This window comes from Streptomyces sp. NBC_00316, assembly GCF_036158715.1.
Classification (GTDB): Bacteria; Actinomycetota; Actinomycetes; order Streptomycetales; family Streptomycetaceae; genus Streptomyces.
The window spans coordinates 5,691,455-5,712,254 of the sequence record NZ_CP108023.1 but is presented as its reverse complement, the minus strand read 5'-3'; the positions used below and the strand labels follow the sequence as shown (position 1 = coordinate 5,712,254).

The 20,800-nt window shown below is 70.6% G+C and carries 17 protein-coding genes and 1 tRNA gene; 5 read left to right on the top strand and 13 right to left on the bottom strand.

What is annotated here, in order from left to right; genetic code table 11:
* Nucleotides 1-56: 56 nt before the first annotated feature.
* Complete coding sequence (locus OG878_RS25435; protein ID WP_277326333.1) at nucleotides 57-629, bottom strand: acetate uptake transporter; 573 nt, start codon at nucleotides 627-629, stop codon at nucleotides 57-59.
* A gap of 188 nt (nucleotides 630-817) precedes the next feature.
* On the bottom strand, nucleotides 818-1,339 hold the full coding sequence (locus OG878_RS25430; RefSeq protein WP_277326334.1) for a universal stress protein: 522 nt from the start codon (nucleotides 1,337-1,339) through the stop codon (nucleotides 818-820).
* Between the two features lie 850 nt (nucleotides 1,340-2,189).
* On the opposite strand from OG878_RS25430, the gene OG878_RS25425 reads away from it, so the two are divergent.
* From OG878_RS25425 to OG878_RS25415, 3 genes are all read left to right on the top strand, one after another.
* A complete protein-coding gene (locus OG878_RS25425) occupies nucleotides 2,190-3,425 on the top strand; it encodes a helix-turn-helix domain-containing protein (RefSeq protein WP_328888909.1) in 1,236 nt (411 codons plus the stop codon).
* Nucleotides 3,426-3,435: 10 nt separating this feature from the next.
* Nucleotides 3,436-4,038 carry an oligoribonuclease gene (orn, locus tag OG878_RS25420; RefSeq protein WP_328888908.1) on the top strand — a complete coding sequence of 201 codons (603 nt, stop codon included), beginning with the start codon at nucleotides 3,436-3,438 and terminating at the stop codon, nucleotides 4,036-4,038.
* Nucleotides 4,039-4,163: 125 nt separating this feature from the next.
* A tRNA-His gene (locus tag OG878_RS25415) sits at nucleotides 4,164-4,236 on the top strand.
* Nucleotides 4,237-4,354: 118 nt separating this feature from the next.
* Here the strand turns inward: OG878_RS25415 and OG878_RS25410 are convergent.
* The 8 genes from OG878_RS25410 to OG878_RS25375 form a co-directional block, all read right to left on the bottom strand.
* Nucleotides 4,355-5,386: a LacI family DNA-binding transcriptional regulator gene (locus OG878_RS25410; protein ID WP_328888907.1), complete on the bottom strand. Its 1,032-nt coding sequence runs from the start codon at nucleotides 5,384-5,386 to the stop codon at nucleotides 4,355-4,357.
* A 404-nt stretch (nucleotides 5,387-5,790) separates the two neighbouring features.
* Complete coding sequence (locus OG878_RS25405; RefSeq protein ID WP_328888906.1) at nucleotides 5,791-7,266, bottom strand: GH1 family beta-glucosidase; 1,476 nt, start codon at nucleotides 7,264-7,266, stop codon at nucleotides 5,791-5,793.
* 136 nt (nucleotides 7,267-7,402) lie between these two features.
* A complete protein-coding gene (locus OG878_RS25400) occupies nucleotides 7,403-8,320 on the bottom strand; it encodes a carbohydrate ABC transporter permease (RefSeq protein WP_328888905.1) in 918 nt (305 codons plus the stop codon).
* 15 nt (nucleotides 8,321-8,335) lie between these two features.
* Nucleotides 8,336-9,334 (bottom strand): carbohydrate ABC transporter permease, encoded by a 999-nt coding sequence (locus OG878_RS25395; RefSeq protein WP_328888904.1) that lies wholly within the window; start codon nucleotides 9,332-9,334, stop codon nucleotides 8,336-8,338.
* A gap of 113 nt (nucleotides 9,335-9,447) precedes the next feature.
* The gene (locus OG878_RS25390) at nucleotides 9,448-10,776 is read right to left on the bottom strand and encodes an ABC transporter substrate-binding protein (RefSeq protein WP_328888903.1); all 1,329 of its coding nucleotides are present in this window, start codon (nucleotides 10,774-10,776) and stop codon (nucleotides 9,448-9,450) included.
* Nucleotides 10,777-12,326: 1,550 nt separating this feature from the next.
* Nucleotides 12,327-13,823: a glycoside hydrolase family 18 protein gene (locus tag OG878_RS25385; RefSeq protein WP_328888902.1), complete on the bottom strand. Its 1,497-nt coding sequence runs from the start codon at nucleotides 13,821-13,823 to the stop codon at nucleotides 12,327-12,329.
* Between the two features lie 142 nt (nucleotides 13,824-13,965).
* The gene (locus tag OG878_RS25380) at nucleotides 13,966-15,399 is read right to left on the bottom strand and encodes a sensor histidine kinase (protein ID WP_328888901.1); all 1,434 of its coding nucleotides are present in this window, start codon (nucleotides 15,397-15,399) and stop codon (nucleotides 13,966-13,968) included.
* Nucleotides 15,396-16,100: a response regulator transcription factor gene (locus OG878_RS25375; RefSeq protein ID WP_328888900.1), complete on the bottom strand. Its 705-nt coding sequence runs from the start codon at nucleotides 16,098-16,100 to the stop codon at nucleotides 15,396-15,398. The genes OG878_RS25380 and OG878_RS25375 overlap by 4 nt, the downstream gene beginning before the upstream one ends.
* 78 nt (nucleotides 16,101-16,178) lie before the next feature.
* On the opposite strand from OG878_RS25375, the gene OG878_RS25370 reads away from it, so the two are divergent.
* On the top strand, nucleotides 16,179-16,718 hold the full coding sequence (locus OG878_RS25370; RefSeq protein ID WP_328888899.1) for a hypothetical protein: 540 nt from the start codon (nucleotides 16,179-16,181) through the stop codon (nucleotides 16,716-16,718).
* An 11-nt stretch (nucleotides 16,719-16,729) separates the two neighbouring features.
* On the opposite strand, the gene OG878_RS25365 is transcribed toward OG878_RS25370, so the two are convergent.
* Together OG878_RS25365 and OG878_RS42340 are read right to left on the bottom strand one after the other, a co-directional pair.
* Complete coding sequence (locus OG878_RS25365; protein WP_328888898.1) at nucleotides 16,730-17,656, bottom strand: spermidine synthase; 927 nt, start codon at nucleotides 17,654-17,656, stop codon at nucleotides 16,730-16,732.
* Nucleotides 17,657-17,744: 88 nt separating this feature from the next.
* Entirely contained in the window at nucleotides 17,745-18,296 is a 552-nt protein-coding gene (locus OG878_RS42340; protein WP_443049168.1) for a hypothetical protein, read from the bottom strand.
* A 240-nt stretch (nucleotides 18,297-18,536) separates the two neighbouring features.
* Between OG878_RS42340 and OG878_RS25355 the strand changes: the two genes are divergently transcribed.
* A complete protein-coding gene (locus tag OG878_RS25355; protein WP_328888897.1) occupies nucleotides 18,537-19,907 on the top strand; it encodes a tetratricopeptide repeat protein in 1,371 nt (456 codons plus the stop codon).
* A gap of 115 nt (nucleotides 19,908-20,022) precedes the next feature.
* Here OG878_RS25355 and OG878_RS25350 read toward each other — a convergent pair whose 3' ends face one another.
* Nucleotides 20,023-20,619, bottom strand: a complete 597-nt coding sequence (locus OG878_RS25350) for a histidine phosphatase family protein (RefSeq protein ID WP_328888896.1) — start codon at nucleotides 20,617-20,619, stop codon at nucleotides 20,023-20,025.
* Nucleotides 20,620-20,800: the final 181 nt, after the last annotated feature.

The window sequence follows — 20,800 nt, the reverse complement described above, 5'->3', positions numbered from 1 at the left end:
CGGGGCCGCTCTCTCCCGTTGGCCGGTGCCGACCGGGTCGCACCGGCCGGTCGCTGTCAGCCGGTGGCCGTCACGCCTCGGCCGGCAGCACGCTTCGGCAGCACCGTCGGCCACTTGGCCAGCGCCGCCGTCGCCCCGTACCAGGCGGCGAGACCGGCGAGCGCGGCCAGCCAGCCGCCGACCTTGCCGAGCCCGTCACTGCCGGCGAACTGTCCGACGCCCAGGAGCAGAAGCCCCAGGAACAGCAGCCCGTACATCCCCTGCGTGAGCAGACCGCCGCCGGCCGCCCCGAGGGTCAGACTCAGTGCGAACAGCGCCCAGAGCAGCAGGAACAGCCCCGCCGCATGAGCGGAGACTTGGGCATCGGCACCGGTGCCCCAGGTGAACCAGAAGGCGCCGAGGCCGACGAAGGCCGTGCCGGTGAAGCTGCTGCCCGCGCGGAACTCCAGCAGTCCGGCGACGAACAGGGCTATACCGCCGACATACAGCGCGAGCGAGACGGCGTCGGCCGCCGTCACACCGTCGATGACTCCGGTGTGACCGACGCCGAAAGCCAACAGGGTGAGTCCCAGGGCGAGATGGCCGAGGGTGGAGGTGCTGCTGTTCCCCGCAGAGACGTCATTGTCCACGGCGGGCTCCCTTCAAGGCAGTGGTGCTGTTTCCCAGTGACCCTTATGTACCCTTCACAAGCGCACAATCCACCTCTACGGGCGAGTAGATTGCCTGTTTTCATGGGCGAGTTGACGCCACGTCGGAAAAGCGCCGGGAAGAAGACCGCCGGGTCCGGCGAGCACCCACCACGCCCGTCGGGGATCCGCTAGGGAATGACCACGACCGGGCGCTGCGCACGCCGCGCCAGCCGCCCCGCGACCGAGCCGAAGATCCGGCCGACGACACCGTGTGTGGAGCCGACGACGATCGCGTCGGCGGAGTACTCCCGGCCGACGTCCTCCAGCTCGTGGCAGATGTCGCCGCCGCGCTCGACGAGCACCCACGGCACCTCGGAGAGGTAGTCCGCGCACGCGAGCTCCAGCCCGAGGACCTCGGTGCGGTGGTCGGGCACGTCGACGAAGACGGGCGGCTCGCAGCCCGCCCAGACCGTGGTCGGCAGCCGGTTGGCGACATGGACGATGATCAGGCCGGAACCCGATCTCCGGGCCATCCCGATGGCATACGCGAGGGCTCGCTCACTGGACATGGAGCCGTCGAATCCGACCACGACCCCATGCCGGAAGGCGGGATCGCAGGAATGACGTGTTTCTTCGGCCGCCTGCTGGTCCGACAGAGGGTCGGCTACCTGCTTGCGGTCCGCGGGTTCGGGGATTTCGTGACCGGCCATCGGTGTCTCGGCGAAGAGAGTCCTCGTGAGGAGTGAGCGGTTTGGGGAAGGTGTCTCGGCGGGCGGTGTCGTGGTGTCCGGGAATCATCTTCCCAACCCCTTACCCCTAAGGGTACGGCGCCACTCCTCCACTGCCCAGACCCCCGCAAAGCGCTTGCGACGTCCCAGGGAGCATGCCCGAGGCCGCCCCGTATGGCAATGCCGGTTGCGTGGTACATCGAGCCGTCGGCGCCCGCGACGCGCTGGAGCGAGGGGGCGCAACCGGACGACGACGCTCGGTGAGCGGGCACGGCGGGCACCGTTGGTCACACCCGTGCGTCGCCGAGTCACCGGAACGCACGGGGCGCACCGGGGATCCGCACCGGCCCTCCCCCGCCGCCGCCCGCCGACTCCCGCCCCGCAGGTCCGGCCGCGGGAACATGCGGGCGCAGCCGCCACCTCGGAGTCGCCCGCCGGCCGAACGATGGATTCCAGCATCCGCAACCACATGTTTTCAGCCAACTTCTGACCCCTGTCCACTGCTTGGGCAATTGGCCGATCAACCCCCTTGCCAGCAGGCAAGAAGAGACCAGGCGGTACGCTTCCAACCAACAGGGACGGGCCACGAACGTGAGGCGCACTTCCCTGGACGCCCTGTCAGTGAAACCCTTCGTGATCGAATGCTTCCCGCCAAGTTGCCTTGTCGACATAGTCCTGGTTGGTCAACTTGTCACGACGGCACCACGGGACGCAGTAGATTCGATCTTGGGTGCCGAAGGCTGGGGACTCGTGCAACACCGAGGGGAAATGTGCAGGAGCGACAGGGCCGCAAGGACCAGGAAGACGCGAACACCGAGGGGGGCTTAGCGTCATGAGCCAGGACTCCGCCGCCGCAACGGAGGCTGTACGGAAGCTCAGCGGACGACGACGTCGGGAAGTCGTCGCTGTGCTGCTGTTCAGCGGCGGCCCCATATTCGAGAGCTCCATTCCGCTCTCCGTGTTCGGAATCGACCGCCAGGACGCGGGAGTTCCGCGCTACCGGCTCCTCGTCTGCGGCGGGGAGGACGGACCGCTGCGGACCACGGGCGGGCTCGAACTCACCACGCCCTACGGGCTGGAGGCGATCAGTCGCGCAGGCACCGTCGTGGTGCCCGCCTGGCGTTCGATCACGTCTCCGCCGCCCGCCGAGGCGCTGGACGCGCTGCGCCGCGCCCACGAGGAGGGGGCCCGGATCGTCGGGCTGTGCACCGGGGCGTTCGTGCTCGCCGCCGCCGGCCTGCTGGACGGCCGTCCGGCGACCACGCACTGGATGTACGCACCGACGCTGGCCAAGCGCTATCCGTCGGTCCACGTCGATCCGCGCGAGCTGTTCGTCGACGACGGCGACGTGCTCACCTCCGCCGGGACGGCGGCCGGCATCGACCTCTGTCTGCACATAGTCCGCACGGACCACGGTACGGAGGCCGCCGGTGCGCTGGCCCGCCGGCTCGTGGTCCCGCCGCGGCGCAGTGGTGGCCAGGAGCGCTACCTCGACAGGTCTTTACCAGAGGAAATCGGCTCCGACCCGCTCGCCGAGGTCGTGGCCTGGGCGCTGGAGCATCTGCACGAGCAGTTCGACGTGGAGACGCTGGCGGCGCGCGCCTACATGAGCAGGCGGACCTTCGACCGCAGGTTCCGCTCGCTCACCGGCAGCGCACCGCTCCAGTGGCTGATCACCCAGCGGGTGCTGCAGGCGCAGCGGCTGCTGGAGACGTCCGACTACTCCGTCGACGAGGTCGCGGGCCGCTGCGGCTTCCGTTCGCCGGTGGCGCTGCGCGGACACTTCCGGCGGCAGCTGGGCTCCTCCCCCGCCGCGTACCGGGCCGCCTACCGGGCCCGCCGTCCGCAGGCCGGGGGGCTGGATCCGGTGGCGACGGCGGTCGAGACGGCCGTGCCCGCACAGGGCATGTCCGCGAGCCGGAGGGCCGGTGCGACGGTGACCCCGTCGGGCTCTCCGGCCGCATCCGCCACGGGGCTCGGGCCGGGGCAGCCGGAGCACGGGAAGCCGTCGTCCGACGTGTACGCCACGGGGCGCCCGACCCTGCCGGGGCAGCGCAGCGCCCCGTAGGGTGGGACACATGAACGATCGCATGGTGTGGATCGACTGCGAGATGACCGGGCTCTCGTTGACGGAAGACGCACTCATCGAGGTGGCCGCACTGGTCACCGACTCGGAGTTGAACGTGCTCGGCGAAGGCGTGGACATCGTGATCCGCCCGCCGGACAGGGCCCTGGAGACGATGCCCGAGGTGGTGCGCCAGATGCACACCGCCTCGGGCCTCCTCGACGAGCTGGCCGGCGGCACCACGCTGGTCGACGCCGAGGCCCAGGTCCTGGCCTATGTGCGCGAGCACGTGAAGGAGCCGGGCAAGGCCCCGCTCTGCGGAAACTCGGTCGGCACCGACCGCGGATTCCTGGCCCGCGACATGGGGGCCCTGGAGAGCTACCTCCACTACCGGATCGTCGATGTGTCGTCGGTCAAGGAGCTGGCCCGCCGCTGGTACCCGAGGGCGTACTTCAACAGCCCGGAGAAGAACGGCAACCACCGGGCGCTCGCGGACATCCGTGACTCCATCACGGAACTGCGGTACTACCGGGAGGCGATCTTCGTGCCGCAGCCCGGGCCCGACTCGGAGCATGCGAAGGCCATTGCGACACGCCTGACGCAGCCGCCTTCGTAGGACCTCGGGAAGCCGCTGGTCACGTACGTTTCGCGGGTCGGGATCAGCGGCTGAACAACGGGGGCGCGAGCACCCTCTCGGACCCTGTACACTTTTTCTCGGCCGGTCAGAAAAGACCGGACACGGTGGGTATAGCTCAGATGGTAGAGCACCTGGTTGTGGTCCAGGATGTCGCGGGTTCGAGTCCCGTTACTCACCCTGAAGAGAAGGGCCCCGGTCTTCGGACCGGGGCCCTTCTCGTATGCCCGCGCGGCTGAGCCCCCCTCACAAGTCCTGCATGTGACGGTCGTCACCCGGCCAGGACGCCGGGTGACGGTCAGGACGAATCGCGGACGACCAGTTCGGTGGGGAGCACGATCTGCGGGCGCTCCTCGTTCTCGCCCGCTATCTCCTGCAGCAGCAGCCGCGTCATCGCCCGGCCCATCTCCTCGATGGGCTGGCGCACACTGGTGAGCGCGGGGTCCATGTGGCGGGCCACGGCCGAGTCGTCGAAGCCGACGAGCGCCACATCGTCCGGGATCCGCCGGCCGGCCTCCCGCAGCACCTGACGGGCGCCCGCGGCCATCACGTCGGAGGCGGCGAAGACCGCGTCCACGTCCGGGCGGCGGGCCAGCAGGTCGCGCATGGCCCGGGCTCCGCCCTCCTCGGTGAAGTCACCGGGGACGATCAGCTGCTCCACCGGGCCGAGACCGGCCGCCGCCATCGCCTTGCGATAGCCGTCGACGCGGCGCTGCGCACCGTACACATCGAGGCGCCCGGTGATCGTGGCGATGGTGCGGCGCCCTCGGGAGATCAGGTGGCCGACGGCGCTGCGGGCACCCTCGAAGTTGTCGGAGTCGACCGCGGCGAGCGTTTCGGAGGCGGATCTGCGGCCGCTCATCACGGCCGGCATGCCGAGCTGCTCCAGCAGGTCCGGCAGCGGGTCGTCGGCGTGCACGGAGACCAGCAGCACGCCGTCGACGCGGTGCGCGGTCAGATACTGGGCCAGCCGCTTGCGTTCGCGGTCGCTGCCGACGAGGGTCAGCAGCAACTGCATCTCGGTGTCGGCGAGGGCCGCGCCGACACCGCGGACGATGTCCGAGAAGTACGGTTCGGCGAAGAAGCGGGTCTCTGGCTCGGGCACGACGAGGGCGATGGCGTCCGTACGGTTGGCGGCGAGCGCGCGGGCCGCACGGTTGGGCACGTATCCCAGCTCGGCGACAGCAGCTTCGACCGCCTCGCGGGTGTGCTCACTGACCCGCGGCGAGCCGTTGATGACCCTCGAGGCCGTGCCGCGCCCGACTCCGGCCCGTGCCGCAACCTCTTCGAGCGTGGGCCGCCCGCCGCTCCGTACCCGCCCTGCCGCCATGGCTGCCTCCCGTTCGCGGTCAACTTCTCACAGTCGGATGACCAAACCAAGTCCACCCGTTGGACCCCTCGGCATCCGTCCGGTCCCACCGGATGTGCCGGGCCCCACTCATGGGAGCGCTCCCACTCTACGTGATGACAGCGAGGGGTGCAGGTGACCAGGGGGAACGGATGTACGGAAACGACGGAGACCCGGCGCGGGCCGGGTCTCCGTCGTCAGTCGGGTGCGCCTGCGGCTACCCCTCAGGGCCTCTCGTTTGGATCATGCTGGGCTCGCGGGGTCCGGATCGCACTTCTGCCGCGTCGTCGTCAGTCACCGCCGCTCCGCGTCGGCTCCTTCCTCCGCCCTGCAGCTGCACGCACCAGCCCCCGCTCCCTGATCCAGCCTGATCCAAACGAAAGACCCTAGGCGAGATCGGGGGCCGCCGGAAGGGCGTGACGGCGGATCACATCGGAGTACCAGTGGGCGCTCGCCTTGGGGATGCGGCGCTGGGACTCGTAGTCGACGTAGACGGCGCCGAACCGCTTGGAGTACCCGTATCCCCACTCGAAGTTGTCCATCAGGGACCACAGGAAGTAGCCCCGGACATCCGCGCCGTCGGCGACGGCACGCTGGACGGCACCGAGGTGGCCGCGCAGGTACTCGATCCGCTCCGGGTCCTCGACCGTGCCCTCGGGCGAGACACGGTCCTCGAAGGCCGCACCGTTCTCGGTGACCATCAGGGGCAGACCCGGGTGGTCGCGGGTGACGTCCATGAGCAGCTCGTACAGCCCGTTGGGGTCGATCGCCCAGTTCATCGCGGTGCGCTTCTTGCCCTCGGCGAGGTGGAAGGCGACCTGCTCGGAGCCGGTCCACGGGGAGTGGTCGCTGTTGCCGTGGCCGTCGTCGCGGGAGTCGCCCTGGCCCTCCTGGGGCGTGGAGACGATCGTGGGCGTGTAGTAGTTGACGCCCAGTACGTCGATCGGACGGGAGATGGCGGCCAGGTCGCCGTCCTGGACCAGCTTCGACCAGTCCACCAGGTGCGACGTGTCGGCGATCAGGTCCTCGGGGTACGCACCGCGCAGGATCGGGCCGGTGAAGATCCGGTTGCCGACGGCGTCGATCCGGCGGGCGGCGTCCGCGTCGGCGGCGCTGTCGGTCAGCGGACGGACCTGGTGCAGATTGAGGGTGATCGAGGTCTGCGCTCCAGCGGGGAGTTGATTGCGCAGTACCTCGATCGCCCGGCCATGGGCGAGGTTGAGATGGTGTGCCGCGCGCAGGGTGGCCGCCGGTTCGGTCCGGCCCGGGGCGTGCACACCGGAGCCGTAACCGAGGAAGGCCGAGCACCACGGCTCGTTGAAGGTGGTCCACATGGGGATACGGTCGCCGAGGGCGCCGGCCATGATGGCGGCGTAGTCGGCGAAGCGCTCGGCGGTGGCCCGCTCGGGCCAGCCGCCCGCGTCCTCGAGCTCCTGGGGAAGGTCCCAGTGGTAGAGGGTCGCGACGGGGGTGATGCCCGCCTCGAGCAGCTCGTCGACCAGCTTGCGGTAGAAGTCCAGGCCGCGTTCCACGGCGGGACCGCGGCCGGTGGGCTGCACCCGGGACCAGGAGATGGAGAAGCGGTAGGCCTTGAGACCCAGCTCCTTCATCAGCGCCACGTCGTCGCGGTAGCGGTGGTAGTGGTCGGCGGCGACATCGCCGGTGTCGCCGTTCAGGACCTTGCCCGGGGTGTGGCTGAAGGTGTCCCAGATGGAAGGGGTGCGGCCGCCCTCTGCGGCGGCTCCTTCGACCTGGTAGGCGGCCGTGGCCGCGCCCCAGACGAAGCCCGTGGGGAAGAGTGTCGGCGAGTTCGTTGCCTCGGATGCCGGCTTCGGGGTGGTGTCAGGTCGTACGGCAGTCATGCGGGAGCGCTCCCATGAGTGGACGGAACAGAGGCAGGCGGAGGGAGAGGGGAGGAGGGGTGGTGCGGGACGGCCGGGACGCGAGGAGGCATCCTCCGGGTGACGGAGCGTCACCCGGAGGCCGGGGCGTCGTCGGTCAGCCCTTGACGGCGCCGGACATGATCCCTCCGACGATCTGCTTGCCGAAGATCACGAAGACCACGAGCAGCGGCAGCGTACTGATCAGTGCCCCGGCCATGACGATGCTCTGGTCGGGGGTGTAGGACGCGCTCAGCTGGCCGAGGGCCACCTGAAGCGTCGGGTTCTGCTGGTTCAGGGCGAGATAGGGCCAGAAGAAGTCGTTCCACGCCTGTACGAAGGTGAGCATCCCGAGCACCATCATCGCCGGGCGGGCCACCGGGAGCACCACGCTCCGCACGATGCGGAAGTTGTTGGCGCCGTCCAGCTTGGCCGCCTCGATGAGCTCGTACGGCAGGGCCTCGAGCAGGTACTGCCGCATGAAGAAGACACCGAACGCGCTCACCAGCGTCGGGAAGATCACCGACTCCAGCTTTCCGCCCCAGCCGATGTCGGACATCATCATGAACAGCGGGACGACGCTGAGCTGCGGCGGGATCGTGAGCGTGGCGATGACTCCGGCCATCAGTGCGCCGCGGCCCCTGAAGCGCATCTTGGCGAAGGCGTAGCCGGCCAGGGTGCAGAAGAAGAGCGTCGCCACCGTGATGCAACTGGAGACGACGATGCTGTTGACGATCGCCTTGCCGAGGTGCGCCTGGTTCCATGCGGCGTCGAGGTTGTGGAACAGCCGTCCGCCCGGCAGGAAGGGCGGGGTGGAGGCCAGTACCTCGTCCTGGGTGTGGGACGAGGCCACCAGGGTCCAGTAGAGCGGCAGGAGCGAGCCGATACCGACGACGGCCAGGGCGATATAGGCGAACGGGCCGCCCTGCAGCTGCTTGCCCGCGCCCGGCACGAAGCGGGTCGGGCGCCGCGTCGCCCGGTGGACCGGCTGCGGGATGCCGAGTTCCGGGGCTTTGGTGGGGCTGGTCATGGTCATGGAAATCGCTCCCGGTCAGACCGCGGATTTGCGTACGAAGCGGCCGATGAGCCAGTTGACCGCGGCGATGAGCAGCAGGAGGGCGAGCATCGCCCAGGCCACTGCGGCGGCCGGACCGAGGTGCCCCAGATTCCAGCCGTAGTTGTAGAGGTAGACGCTGAGCGTCTCGTACTGATTCTCGTTGCCGCCGGTGGCTCCGAGAGTGCCGCCCTCGAGCAGCAGGGGCTCACCGAACAGCTGCATGGAGCCGATGGTCGAGATGACGATCGTGAAGAGGATCGTGGGCCGCAACGAAGGGATGGTCACCTTGCGGAACTGCTGCCAGCGCGAGGCGCCGTCGATCGAGGCCGCCTCGTACAGATCGGACGGCACGGACTGCATGGCGGCGAGATAGATCAGCGTGTTGTAGCCCGTCCAGCGCCAGATCACGATGATGGAGATGGCGATCTTGGACGTCCAGTGGCCGTTGGCCCAGTTGGTGTGGCCGAGGCCGACGAACTCCAGCACCCAGTTCAGCAGACCGCCGTCGGTGCGGAAGACCAGGGCGAAGACCAGGGCCGCGGAGGCCACGGAGGTGGCGTACGGGGTGAGGATGACCGTCCGCCAGAAGGTGCTGGCGCGCAGCTTGTAATTCAGCAGGTGGGCCAGGCCGAGCGCGACCAGCAGCTGCGGGACCGCCGACATGACCCCGATCAGGAAGGTGTTGCTGACGGCTGTCCAGAATTCGGAGTCGTGCAGGATCTTGTCGAAGTTGTCCCAGCCGACCCACTCCATCTGGTCCAGGCCGGTCATCTCCACCCGGTGCAGGGCGATCCATCCGGTGTACAGCAGCGGATAGAGCCCGAAGGCGCCGAAGACGAGGAAGAACGGGGCTATGTAGGCGTACGGCGATGCCTTGTCGTCGAACCGCCACAGCCGGCTCCGCCATGTCCGCCGACGGGAGATCTGCGGTGGCTGCTGGGAACCGCCGGGTGGCGGAGCGTATGCGTCCCGGGTGGGAGTCGAGGTGGCCACGGGCGGGAGTCCTTCCCTGCGTTGCTGAGTTGCCGTGCTTCGATGTGCCCGAGTGCGGGGCTGTACGCGTGCCGGTGCGGGCGGCTCCTGGGGGCCGCCCGCACCGGCGACGGTCAGCCGATCGCCTTGTCGATCGAGCTGGTCGCAGCCTTCCACGCGTCGTCAGGGCTGGTGCCGCGCTGCTCCATGTTGTTGATCTGGGTGGAGATGGTGTCCTTGATGATGCCGTCCTTCGGGCCGAGGACGGTCTCGGGGATCGACTTGGCCTCGCCGGCGTAGATCTCACCGATCGGGGCGTCGTTGAAGTACGCCAGCTTCGCGGTCTTCACGTCCGGCAGGTCGTACGCGAGCTTGTTGGACGGGAAGCTGCCGATCGCCTTGAAGACGGCGGCCTGCTGCTCGGGGGCGGTCAGCCACTTGACGAGCTTGGTGGCCTCGTCGACGTGCTTGCCCGACTTGGGCACGGCGAGGAACGAGCCACCCCAGTTGGCGGCGGTCGCCCCGGGGGCGGTGGTGATGTTCCACTTGCCCTTGTTGCCCTCACCGGCGTTGACCGAGATCTGACCGGCCATCCACGCGGGGCAGGCCACGGTGGCCATGGTGCTCTTGCGCAGTGCGGCGTTCCACGGCGGGCTGAACTGGGCGAGGCCCTGGGTCAGCTTCTTCGACGCCGCCTCGGCCGCAAGGTTCCAGCCCTGCTTGACGCTGGGGCTCTCCTTGTAGATCGGCTTGCCGCTCTCGTCGTAGTACTGCTTCGGGCTGGAGCTCACCACGGCGTTGTACATCGCGCTCGCGGAGTCCATGAAGAAGGTGCCCTTGGGGGCGGACTTCTTGTACTCCTCACCGAGCTTGAGGTAGTCCTCCCAGCCGCCGGCAACCTTGGCGGCGACCTCCTTGGGGTCGGTCGGCAGACCGGCCTTCTTGAAGAGGTCGGTGTTGTAACAGAGCGACATCGGACCGATGTCGGTGCCCGCGCCGATCACCGCGCCGTCTGCCGTGGTGGCCTGCTTCTCCTTCCAGGACACCCAGTCGTCGACGTTGATCACCTTGCTGAGGTCGGCGAAGGCGGACGCCTTGGTGTCGACGATCTCCTTGATCCGGCCGACCTCGAGGCCCTGGACGTCCGACAGGCCGCTGCCCGAGTTCAGCTGCTGGAGCAGCTTGGGGTAGTAGACCTTCTCGTCGGCGGTGGCGTCTTCCTTGACCGTGATGTTCGGGTTCAGCTCGTGGTACTTGGCGAAGAGGCCGGCTTCCTTGTAGCCGAACTGCCCGAAGTCGGCGACGGTCAGCGTTATCTTCCCGTTCGCATCAGAGCCCGTGTTGTCCGATGAGTCCGAGTCGCTGCTGCAGCCGGTCAGCAACAGGGCCGAGGCTGTCAGGCCCGTGGTGACCAGAACCGCGGCTCTGCGGCTCCGACCGGCGACGGTGCGGGTGATACGCATTCCACTACTCCTTGTTCCAGGATGTGACTGGCGTTCTGACTGCGCGGCATACGCACTGGTGAGTGCGGGTGCCGAATGGTTCAGGGGGGAGAACACGGGCAGTGCCGTTTCGAGCGGGAAAACCCCGCACGATGTGGGAGCGCTCCCATGCGTCGTTGTCGGAAGGTTCCTGCCTTGAGGGGGTGGGTGTCAAGAGTTGAAGACGCTTCCGTTGCCCGAGTGTGTCCTGCAGGTCACGAGATCGTGTCCCGCCCAGGTCTTGCCATATCCCGAAGGCATCGACCGAGAACGTGCGCCGTTCCGTAAAACCGCAGGCCAATGGCTTGTTGGGGACGGTCCGCCCAGCCGGTCACGCCGAGTCCCGACGACCGTGCCACATTTCCGCCCGCCTCCGGGAGCGGTCTTGGTCATACCCGATTCACGCCCGGCCGCCCACCGGAAGGTGAACGGGGCGTTGCCCGGCGAGGGCGGTCGGGGGCCTGTCCGCCTTCTTTCTCCGAAGCCGAGGCCCGCCACGGGGCGGCCGGGCGGCAGCAGGGACGACGGCAGCCGCCGCTCGCACACCAGGCGGTCGCGGGTGCCCGCGCTGCCGATGGGCCGGCTTCCGCCGTGGACGTGGCGGACGACCGGTGGCGTGCTCCCCTCCATCGACGGTCCTGACGATCCGTACCGGTAAATCACCGACCCCGGCGGGCGCCGTGACGTACTTCTCCCGCACCTCGGGCTTCTCGACGGGCGCCGCCTGCAGATCGCCGAGGGCCTTCCCAGGGCCCTCCGGACCCAGCTCGCAGGGGAAGGGCGGGTTGGCCGTCGCCCGCGTGAGCTCTGGAGCCGCAGGCTCACGTACTGGCTTGTTCACGACGTCGTTCTCCTCGGGGTAGCGATCCCAGGTGAAGCTTTCACCCTTATGACCGGTCATCCACCAAAGATGTGACATGTGGTGATGGATCACTGCGGGAGTCACGGCCGCGTGACCGCCCGTGACCTCCTCGCGTTCCTGCTCGGCGGGCTTGGCGATCCGGGTCCCTGCCCGTGGAGGGCACGGCTCATTCTGACCCGCAGCCGCCGGGTTCGCGCGGGCCCGCCGTTCACGCTTCCCGCCCGGGTGAGGGTGAGGGTGAGGGGCCGGTAGGGCTCGTGCGCCGTGGGCGCGTGCAGCCGTTCTCCGGCCGCGCGGCTCCTGTACCTCGACGAATGCACCGTGCGGGAGACGGCCCGGGCGGCGGTGACGGCGAGCCTGGCCGCGTCACGGGTGCGGCTGCGGCGATCGAGGTGGGGATCGGCGACGTCGCCCGGCACGCGACGGCGACGGGGCAGGGCAGTCCGGCAAGGACGTACGCGGAGTGCCGGGTCGGACCGGTCGGAGAACGGTGCCGGGCGCCGGGCCAGGACACGTCGGTCCTCACGGCATCGGTCCCGGCCGTGCGGCGGTGACCGAGTGGGGCGGCGGGGCCCGCACGACACATGGGGGGGCGCACCCCGGCCGGATGTGGGGGGTGTGGGGCCGGCCGGGATGCGCGCGGGGGGTGGCGGTCTGTGGGGCTGGGTGACTACTTGTACGCGCCGAACGCCTTCGTGAAGGCGAGCGGCTCCTGAACGATCGAGCTGCACGAGGCATCCGCGTACGGCTGCGCCCCGCCCGCGCACTGCTTGTCGCGGGTGCCCGACCACATCGCCAGCCGGCCGAGGCCCTTCTCCTGGGCGAACTTCACCAGCTGCGTGGCGTCCTCGACCTTGAAGATCTCGGTGGTGACGTCGTTGACACCGATCATCGGGGTGACCGCCACCGCCTTCCACGCCGCCGCGTCCGACAGCCCGAGCACGCCCTTGATCTGGGCCTGCGTCGCGGTCGCCGCCTGGATCGCGTACGAGCCCATGTCGCCGCCGTACGAGGCCCCGTAGTCCATCGCCATGACGTTGACCGCACCGACCTTGACGCCGTTCTTCTTCGCGTCGGCGATCAGATCCACACCCGGCTGGGTGAGGCCCTCGGGCATGACCGGCAGGGTGAAGGAGACGTCCAGGGACGGGTGGGACTTCTGGAGCTGTGCGATCGCCTGGGCGCGGCGGGAGTTGGCCGCCGTGTCGGGCAGCGCGCCGCCCTCGATGTCGAAGTCGACCTTGGTGAGCTTGTACGCGTCGATGACCTTGCCGTACGCGGTGGCGAGGTCGGCGGCGGAGGTGCAGTTGAGTGCCAGTTCCGAGCCGGCCGCGCCGCCGAAGGAGACCCGGACGTCGCCGCCCTTGGCGCGCAGCGCGCCGATCTGGGAGGCGACGTGGTCGTCGCCGAGGCCGGTGATGCCGCCCCAGAGCGGGGTGCAGCTGCCACCGGAGGTGATGAAGGCGAGGTTGAACTCCTTCACCCCGGTTCCGGTCGCGGTGTCGACCAGGTCGTACGCCGGGTAGAGCGAGGTGTCGACGTACGGGGCGAAGCCCGCTCCGCCCGCCGTGCCGCCACCGCCGCCACCGCCGCCGTCGGTCGCCGTGGGGGTCGGGGTGGGCGTGGGGGTCGTCGCCGTGGCGGTCGGTGAGGGCTCGGTCGTGGGGGTGGCCGTGGGGGTCGGGGTCGCGGTCCCGGTCGGGCGGCCGCTGGGCTCCGGCGTCGCGCCCGTGTCGACGGAGCACTTGGCGCCGTTGATGAGACACCCGGTCGGGTCCGCCGCCGTGCCGCCCGCGGTGGTGACGAAGCCGACGGTGACCGACGCGCCGGGGGCCAGCTTCTTGTTCCAGTCGGCGGGCTTCACGGTGATGTGGCTGCCGCTGACGGTGTGGTCGCCGTTCCAGAGGGAGCTGATCGTCGTGCCCGCGGGCAGGTCGAATTCGAGTGTCCAGTCCGACTGGACCGTGTCGGTGTCGTTGGTGACGACGTACTGCCCGGTGTAGCCGCCGGTCCAGCCGCTGGTCCTGGTGTACGCAGCTCCGACCGCGGCGGCCTGGGCGGTACCGGTGAGGGCGAAGATCGTGGAGCCGATCACGGCCGCCGCGACGACGGCGCCTATCGCCTTGGTCCTGGTGCTCGCCGTGCGCCGGTGCGTGCTGGTGCCCATTGCGTGCCTGCCTCTTGTCCTACGGGAGTCCTACGGATGTGGGGATGCGGCAGCACGCTAGCGGCACCGAAACCGGCAAATGCCCTGATCCGGACGCTGGTTGACGTTCTTAGGGTTGGCTTAAGGGGCGCATCGGTACTGGTTAAGCCCGACCCGTGAACCGCAGGCCGCGACGCTGCCGGCCCACCCGGTGGCCGCGCCCGCCCCGGCCTCTCCCGTCCTGCCCGGGCCGGCGGCCGTCGAGCCAGATCCAGACGCGGACCTCCGTGCCGCCGAGCACCGACCGGCCGATCAGCACATCGCCGCCGGTGGACTCCGCGACGCGGCGGACGATGTCGAGCCCGAGTCCCGTCGAGCCCACCGAGCCCTGCGCCCCTCTCCCGCCGCTTCCGCCGCGCGCCAGGGCCGCCTTGGGGTCGGCTATGCCGCCGCCCGCGTCCGAGACCAGCACGATCACGGCGTCGCCGCTGTGGTGCACGTCGACGGCGAAGGCGGTGCCCTCCGGGGTGTGCCGGAAGATGTTGCCGAGCAACGCGTCGAGTGCGGCGACCAGTTCGGGCCGGGCGACCGGGATGCGCACCGTACGGTCCACCCCCGCGAGACGCACCTCGCGCCCCTCGTCCTCGGCGAGTGCCGACCAGAAGTCCATCCGCTCCCGGATCACCTCGGAGGCGTCACAGCCGGCCCCCGGCCCGCCGTTCAGCCCCTGGGTCGGCGGGCGCTGCTCGCGGGCGGTACGGATGATCGTGTCGACCTCGTGCTCCAGCTGCTCGACGGCGGCCCGGGTCTGTTCGGCGGCCGGGCCCTCGCCGAGCGAGGCGGCGTTGAGGCGGAGGACGGTGAGCGGGGTGCGCAGCCGGTGCGAGAGGTCGGCGGCCAGTTCCCGTTCGTTGGAGAGGAGCTGGACGACCTGGTCGGCCATCGAGTTGAACGCGACGGCGGCGGAGCGCAGTTCGGTCGGCCCCTCCTCCCGGACCCTGGTCCCCAGCCGGCCCTCCCCCAGGTCATGGGCGGCGCTCGCGAGCCGCTGGGCGGGCTGCACCATCCGTACGCCGAGCCGGTCGGCGACCGCGACCGAGCCGACGATCAGCCCGATACCGACGCCGGCCAGCATCAGCCAGGCGGTGGTGACCCCGTTGGACTCCTCGCCCTCGGGCACGAACACCTCGACGACGGCGATGCCCCCGGACCCCAGCGCGGTCGGCTGGAGCAGCGCGGAGCCGCCGGCGACCTCGCTGATCGAGGCACGCCCCGAGGTGCGTACGGTCTCCAGGTCCTTGCGGGTGGCGCGCCGGGTGCCGATCTCGACCGGCCGGCTGTCCGGCTCCGCGGAGGCCGGGATGTGGACGGCCATCCGGCCCGCGGCCCCCGGTTCGGTGGTGAGGACGGCCGTCTCCAGTTCGGCGCGGTCGGTGGTGATGGAGAGCGTCGGACCGATCGTGGCGGCCTGCCGTTCGGCGTCGGAGAAGGCGCGGTCGCGGGCCATCTCCTTGACGACGAGGCCGAGCGGTACGGCGAAGGCGACGACGACCATCGCGGTGACGGCCAGACACACCTTGACCAGGGCCCATCTCATGCGGGCCGCTCCGGGGCCGGGGGCTGGAGTTTCACGCCGACGCCGCGCAGGGTGTGCAGATAGCGCGGCCTGGCGGCCGTCTCGCCCAGCTTCCGTCGCAGCCAGGAGAGATGGACGTCGATGGTCTGGTCGTCACCGTACGACTGCTGCCAGACCTCGGCCAGGAGCTCCTTGCGCGGGACGACGACCCCGGGGCGCCCGGCCAGAAACGTCAGCAGGTCGAACTCGCGGCGGGTCAGGTCGAGCGCGTTGCCGTCCAGTTCGGCCTGGCGCCGCAGCGGATCTATGGAGAGCCCGCCGACCTGTATGACGCTCGCCGACGACGCCTCGCCCCCTGCGCCGCGTGCGCGGCGCAGGACGGCGGCCATCCGCGCCGACAGGTGCTCCACCGAGAACGGTTTGGTCAGATAGTCGTCGGCGCCGTCGTTCAGCAGCCGGACGATCTCGCTCTCGTCGTCCCGCGCGGTCGCGACGATCACGGGTACGTCGGTGATGCCACGGAGCATCTTCAGCGCCTCGGCGCCGTCGAGATCGGGCAGGCCGAGGTCGAGAATGACCACATCGAAACGGAAATGGGCGACTTCGCGCAGCGCTTCGAGCGCGCTGCCGACACTCCGTACCGTGTGGGAGGCCTCCGTGAGGTGCCGGATGAGGGCGGATCGTACGAACTGGTCGTCCTCGACCACAAGCACACTTGGCATGGGCGGCACCGTACGCCATGGACCGGTCGTCGGTCCTCCTCAGGACAGCACCGGCTTCGTTGGTGCAGGATGTGCCGGATGCAACGAGGACTCGTACACGCGCTTGCGTGGTCGCTCGCCACCGGGGCGGCGGTCACGCTGTCGTGGTGGGGCGTGCACACGGTGATGGCGGGAACCGCGTACGACCCGCCGCGCGCGGTGCCCATCTCCGCGAACGCCCGCTCCGGCCGCAGCGGGTCGCAGGCACTGTCGTCCTCGACGAAGCGCCCGCAGCCGTCGGCGAGCGCGACATCCAGCAGCACCCCTCGCACCACTCCGAAGCCGTCCGCGACCACGTCCCCGCGCCCCTCCCGCACCCCGGTGAGCAGCCCTTCGTCCGCACGCCCGGCCAACCCTTCCGGCACGGTGAAGAGTTACCCGACGGACGGCGGCCGGGTCGTGTTCGAGCTCTACGCCCACTCGGCGAAGCTGGTCTCGGCGACCCCGGATCCGGGCTGGTCGATGCAGGTCTGGACGGAGCCGAGCTGGATCCGGGTGGACTTCTCCACCGACGACGGGACGACGGTGTCGGTCTTCTGCACCTGGAACGGCCATCCGCCGATGGTCGAGATCGCCTGATCACCGGCCGGTCACTGGAAGGCGGAGGGCGGCGGCGCGGGTGACGGCCGGGCGTCCGCATCGCTCACCGCCGCCGCGCCTCCGGTGAAATCGACGAGCTCCTTGCCGTGTTCGACGCGTCCGGGGTGCGGGTCGGTGGCGACCCGGCGGGTCAGTTCGGCGACCTTGAGCGGCAGCGCCGAGGCGAGCAGCACTGCGTTGCCGAAGCGCCGGCCGCGCAGCACGGCCGGGTCGGCGGCGAGTGCCAGCTCCGGGAAGACGGTCGCGGCGGTGGCGATCTGGCCGCGCAGATGGGCCAGCGGCGGACCGTCGGCGAGGTTGGCCACGTACTGCCCGGTGGGCTTCAGGACCCGGCGTACGTCGGTGAGGAACTCGGCACTGGTGAGGTGGGCGGGTGTGCGGGCTCCGCCGAAGACGTCGGCGATGACGAGATCCGCCCAGTCGTCCGGGATCTTCGCGAGACCGGCGCGGGCGTCGGTGGAACGGACCCGGATCCGGGCCTGCGGGTCCAACGGCAGCTCCCGGCGCACGAGTTGGACGAGCGCCGCGTCCAGTTCGACGATCTGCTGGGTGGATCGGGGCCGGGTCGCCGCGATGTAGCGGGCGAGAGTGAAGGCGCCGCCACCCAGGTGCACAACGTGCAGGGGCTGTTGGGCGGGGGCGGCGAGATCGGCGATGTGACCGATCCGGCGCTGGTAGGCGAAGGAGAGGTACGAGGGGTCGTCGAGGTCGACGTGGGACTGCGGGGCGCCGTCGAGTGTGAGCGTCCAGGCGTGCGCCCGCTCCCGGTCGGGGATCAGCTCGGCGAGGCCGCCGTCGACGGTCTCGGCGAGGGTCTCCGGCTTGCGGTCGGATATGCGGCCGGAGCCGCGGTCCGACGTGCGCTCCGCCCGTTTCCGGCCGCCTGCGCCGCCGCTCGATCCACCTCGACGTGCCACGTGCGCTCGTCCCTACTCACTGATCATCGCCCGGGCCGGTGCAGGACCGGCAGCGGCGGGGAAACCCGCCCACCTGGCCATTATCGGCTCAGCGGCAGTTGTCGGCCGCCTCGATCAGCCGGGCCGCCTGGTCGAGCGCGGCGCGCAGCGCGGCCGGGTCGGTGACCGGGGCGTCGTCGGCGGGCGGCAGCAGCCAGCCGGAGCCGGAGACGGGCGGTTCCGCGGGGATCCGCAGCCCGCGGCCGTTCGTCTGCGTACAGGCACTGCCCGGCACGTCCCAGGCCTCGGCGGTGCCCGGCGGCACCAGGAAACCGAGGGTGGCGCAGGCGCCGTCGTGCAGAACCGGGCCGACGGCCTCCTGGTCCGCGCCGCGGCGCAGGATGTCCACGGCCTCCAGGCCCTGGCGGGCCGGCACGGTCACCAGATCGCAGGGGCCTTCGGCAAGAGGAGTGCCGGGCCCTGCAGCGGCGCTCTCGACGGGACCCGCGGGCGCGGTGGGGTGGGTGGGCCCGGCCGGGCCTGCGGGCTCTGCGGGGCCGGTGGACTCGGCGGGTTCGGACCCCGTCGTCCCGGAATCGGTCGTCGCCGTACAGGTCGTCGCATTCGTCCGCGAGCCGGACTCCGTGCCGAGGTGCAACAAGGGACCTCTCCTCTCATCGCCAGATGGAGCCAGACTCCGTCTCCACATGGACCAACGCGCCGCCCGCGTCAAGGGCTACGGTGCTGCACCGCCGCAAAGGGTGGCAGTTCATGGCAGATCATGGGTGAGATATCCGTTTTGTAGGCAAACGCTGCGTGTGCGAGCTGTCACAGCAGGTACGTTCTTGCTCCGCCGGGACACCGGAACAGGCTCCCGGCTTGCACCAGAGAGGGCCCAGCCATGGTGTCGACAGGGGCAGTCCCCAACCTCGCCTTCCGACAACTGCGCGGACCGCGCTCCGCCGGGGAGTTCGCCGCCGCGGTACGCAGGTCCGCCCGCGAGATCGGCGAGCAGGTCGCATGCGACGCCCGGTACATCGGACGCGTGGAATCCGGCGAGATCCGCTGCCCCAACTACGCCTACGAACGGGTCTTCCTCCACATGTTCCCCGGGGCGACCCTGGCGGACCTGGGCTTCTCGGCGCGCGAGACCGTGCGCGGCCGGGGAGCGAGAGCCGCCGACGACACCCCCGGCCGTCCCGACATCCCACCACCCCCCACGCTCCACAGCGACACCGACGAGGAGAGCGACGTGCTGCGTCGCGTATTCATGACGAGCGGCACCACCGCGATGGCGGCCGCATCCCTGGGTCTCGGCCTGGGCACCACAGCCATCGCCGCCGCAGCCGTGCCCGTACAGCGGCGGGTGGGCGAGGCCGAGGTGACTGCCGTCGAGAAGGCGGTACGGCAGATCCGGCTGCTGGACGACCGGCACGGCGGCGGAGGCCTCTACCGGCGCGCCGCCCAGCCGCTGCGGGCGGCGTACGCCCTGCTCGATTCGGGGACCACCACCCGCCGCTCCACCTCCGACCGGCTGCACGCCGGGGCCGGCGAGCTGGCCATCTCGGTGGGGTGGCTGGCCCACGACTCGGGGCGCTTCGAGGACGCCCGCTCGCACTACGCGGAGGCGCTGGCCACCGCGCGGGTGGCCGGGGACGCGGGGCTGGAGGCCCACGCGTTCTGCAATGCGTCGTTCCTGGCACGGGACACGGGGCGGCCCCGCGAGTCGGTGCGTGCGGCGGAGGCCGGGCAGCGGGCGGCGGGGCCACTGGGCTCACCGCAGCTGCTGGCGCTGCTCGCACTGCGGGAGGCGGGGGGCAGGGCCGGGCTCGGTGACCGCAGCGGGTGCGAAAGGGCGCTGGGGCGGGCGCACAAGGCCTTCGGCCGTGGGGCGTCCGATGCCGATCCGGAGTGGATGACGTTCTTCCGGGAGGCGGAGCTGGAAATGCTGGAGGCGCAGTGCTGGTCCGCGCTGGGCGACTGGCCGCGGGCGGCCCGGCACGCGCGGCGGGCCACCCGGCTCCAGGACCCGCACTTCACCCGGAACATGGCGCTGTACCGCGCCGAACTGACGACGGACCTGGCCCGTGCGGGGGCGGCGGCGGAGGCGGCAACGGCGGGGCACCAGGTGCTCGACCTGCTGTCCCAGGTCCGGTCCTCCCGGATCCGGGCGATGCTGGCGGGAGCGGTACAGGTACTGCGGGCCCAGCGGGGGTCACCGGAGGTGGCGGAGTTCCTGGAGCGGTACGAGGAGGTGGGGGCGGAGGCATGAGGCACGGTGCGGGTGGCGGGGGTGCCCCTCCGGGGGGCCGCCCCCACGCGATCCGCACCCGGGTCCCGTGCACCGGTTCCGCCCCGGTCGCCGGACGCGCCGGGTTCGGCCGGGTCTACCGGTCCAGGTGCCCCGTGTCGTTCCAGCGTTCGAGCGCCGGCGCCCCGTACGCCCACCCCAGCACCGACAGCGACGTCGGGTCCAGCCGGATGCGCGACGCGAACGACACGTCCTCGCCCAGCCAGCGCGCCCCCAGCGCCCGCAGGATGTGGCCGTGCGCGAAGACCAGCACGTCGCGGTCGGCCGAGCGCGCCCAGTCGACGATCTCGTCCGCCCGGGCGGACAGTCCGGACAGCGTCTCGCCCTCCGGCACCCCGTCGCGCCAGATGAACCAGCCCGGCCGGATCGCCTGTATCTCGGCCGGGGTCATGCCCTCGTACGCCCCGTAGTCCCACTCCATGAGCGCGTCCCACGGCTGCGCCCGGTCCGCGAAGCCGGCGATGTCGCAGGTCTCCCTGGCACGGACGAGCGGGCTGGTGCGGACCTCCAGGCCGGGCAGGTCCGCCCACGGTTTGCGGTGCAGCCGCTCACCCAGGAGCTTGGCGCCCTCGCGTCCCGCGTCGAGCAGCGGGATGTCCGTCCTGCCGGTGTGGTTGCCCTTCACGGACCATTCCGTCTGGCCGTGCCGGGCGAGCAGGATTCGCGGTGCCATGACGGCTCTCCCTGATTCTTGGATCTTGAAATATGGATCTTGAGACATGAACGGGAGACAACGACAACAGGGACGGTCATCCGCCTTTCCATCATCGCGCACGTCACCGGTAGGCAACCTCCGGGCCCGAACGGGCGTCCATCCACCCGCGGAGAAATCTCCGCACGAACCGGGGCATCCA

What these genes read in the sequence shown, in the direction of transcription:
- OG878_RS25430 (WP_277326334.1), bottom strand. Translation starts at nt 1,339, where the DNA reads ATGGCCGGTCACGAAATCCCCGAACCCGCGGACCGCAAGCAGGTAGCC.
- OG878_RS25425 (WP_328888909.1), top strand. Translation starts at nt 2,190, where the DNA reads ATGAGCCAGGACTCCGCCGCCGCAACGGAGGCTGTACGGAAGCTCAGC.
- orn (WP_328888908.1), top strand. Translation starts at nt 3,436, where the DNA reads ATGAACGATCGCATGGTGTGGATCGACTGCGAGATGACCGGGCTCTCG.
- OG878_RS25410 (WP_328888907.1), bottom strand. Translation starts at nt 5,386, where the DNA reads ATGGCGGCAGGGCGGGTACGGAGCGGCGGGCGGCCCACGCTCGAAGAG.
- OG878_RS25405 (WP_328888906.1), bottom strand. Translation starts at nt 7,266, where the DNA reads ATGACTGCCGTACGACCTGACACCACCCCGAAGCCGGCATCCGAGGCA.
- OG878_RS25400 (WP_328888905.1), bottom strand. Translation starts at nt 8,320, where the DNA reads ATGACCATGACCAGCCCCACCAAAGCCCCGGAACTCGGCATCCCGCAG.
- OG878_RS25390 (WP_328888903.1), bottom strand. Translation starts at nt 10,776, where the DNA reads ATGCGTATCACCCGCACCGTCGCCGGTCGGAGCCGCAGAGCCGCGGTT.
- OG878_RS25385 (WP_328888902.1), bottom strand. Translation starts at nt 13,823, where the DNA reads ATGGGCACCAGCACGCACCGGCGCACGGCGAGCACCAGGACCAAGGCG.
- OG878_RS25380 (WP_328888901.1), bottom strand. Translation starts at nt 15,399, where the DNA reads ATGAGATGGGCCCTGGTCAAGGTGTGTCTGGCCGTCACCGCGATGGTC.
- OG878_RS25375 (WP_328888900.1), bottom strand. Translation starts at nt 16,100, where the DNA reads ATGCCAAGTGTGCTTGTGGTCGAGGACGACCAGTTCGTACGATCCGCC.
- OG878_RS25370 (WP_328888899.1), top strand. Translation starts at nt 16,179, where the DNA reads ATGCAACGAGGACTCGTACACGCGCTTGCGTGGTCGCTCGCCACCGGG.
- OG878_RS25355 (WP_328888897.1), top strand. Translation starts at nt 18,537, where the DNA reads ATGGTGTCGACAGGGGCAGTCCCCAACCTCGCCTTCCGACAACTGCGC.
- OG878_RS25350 (WP_328888896.1), bottom strand. Translation starts at nt 20,619, where the DNA reads ATGGCACCGCGAATCCTGCTCGCCCGGCACGGCCAGACGGAATGGTCC.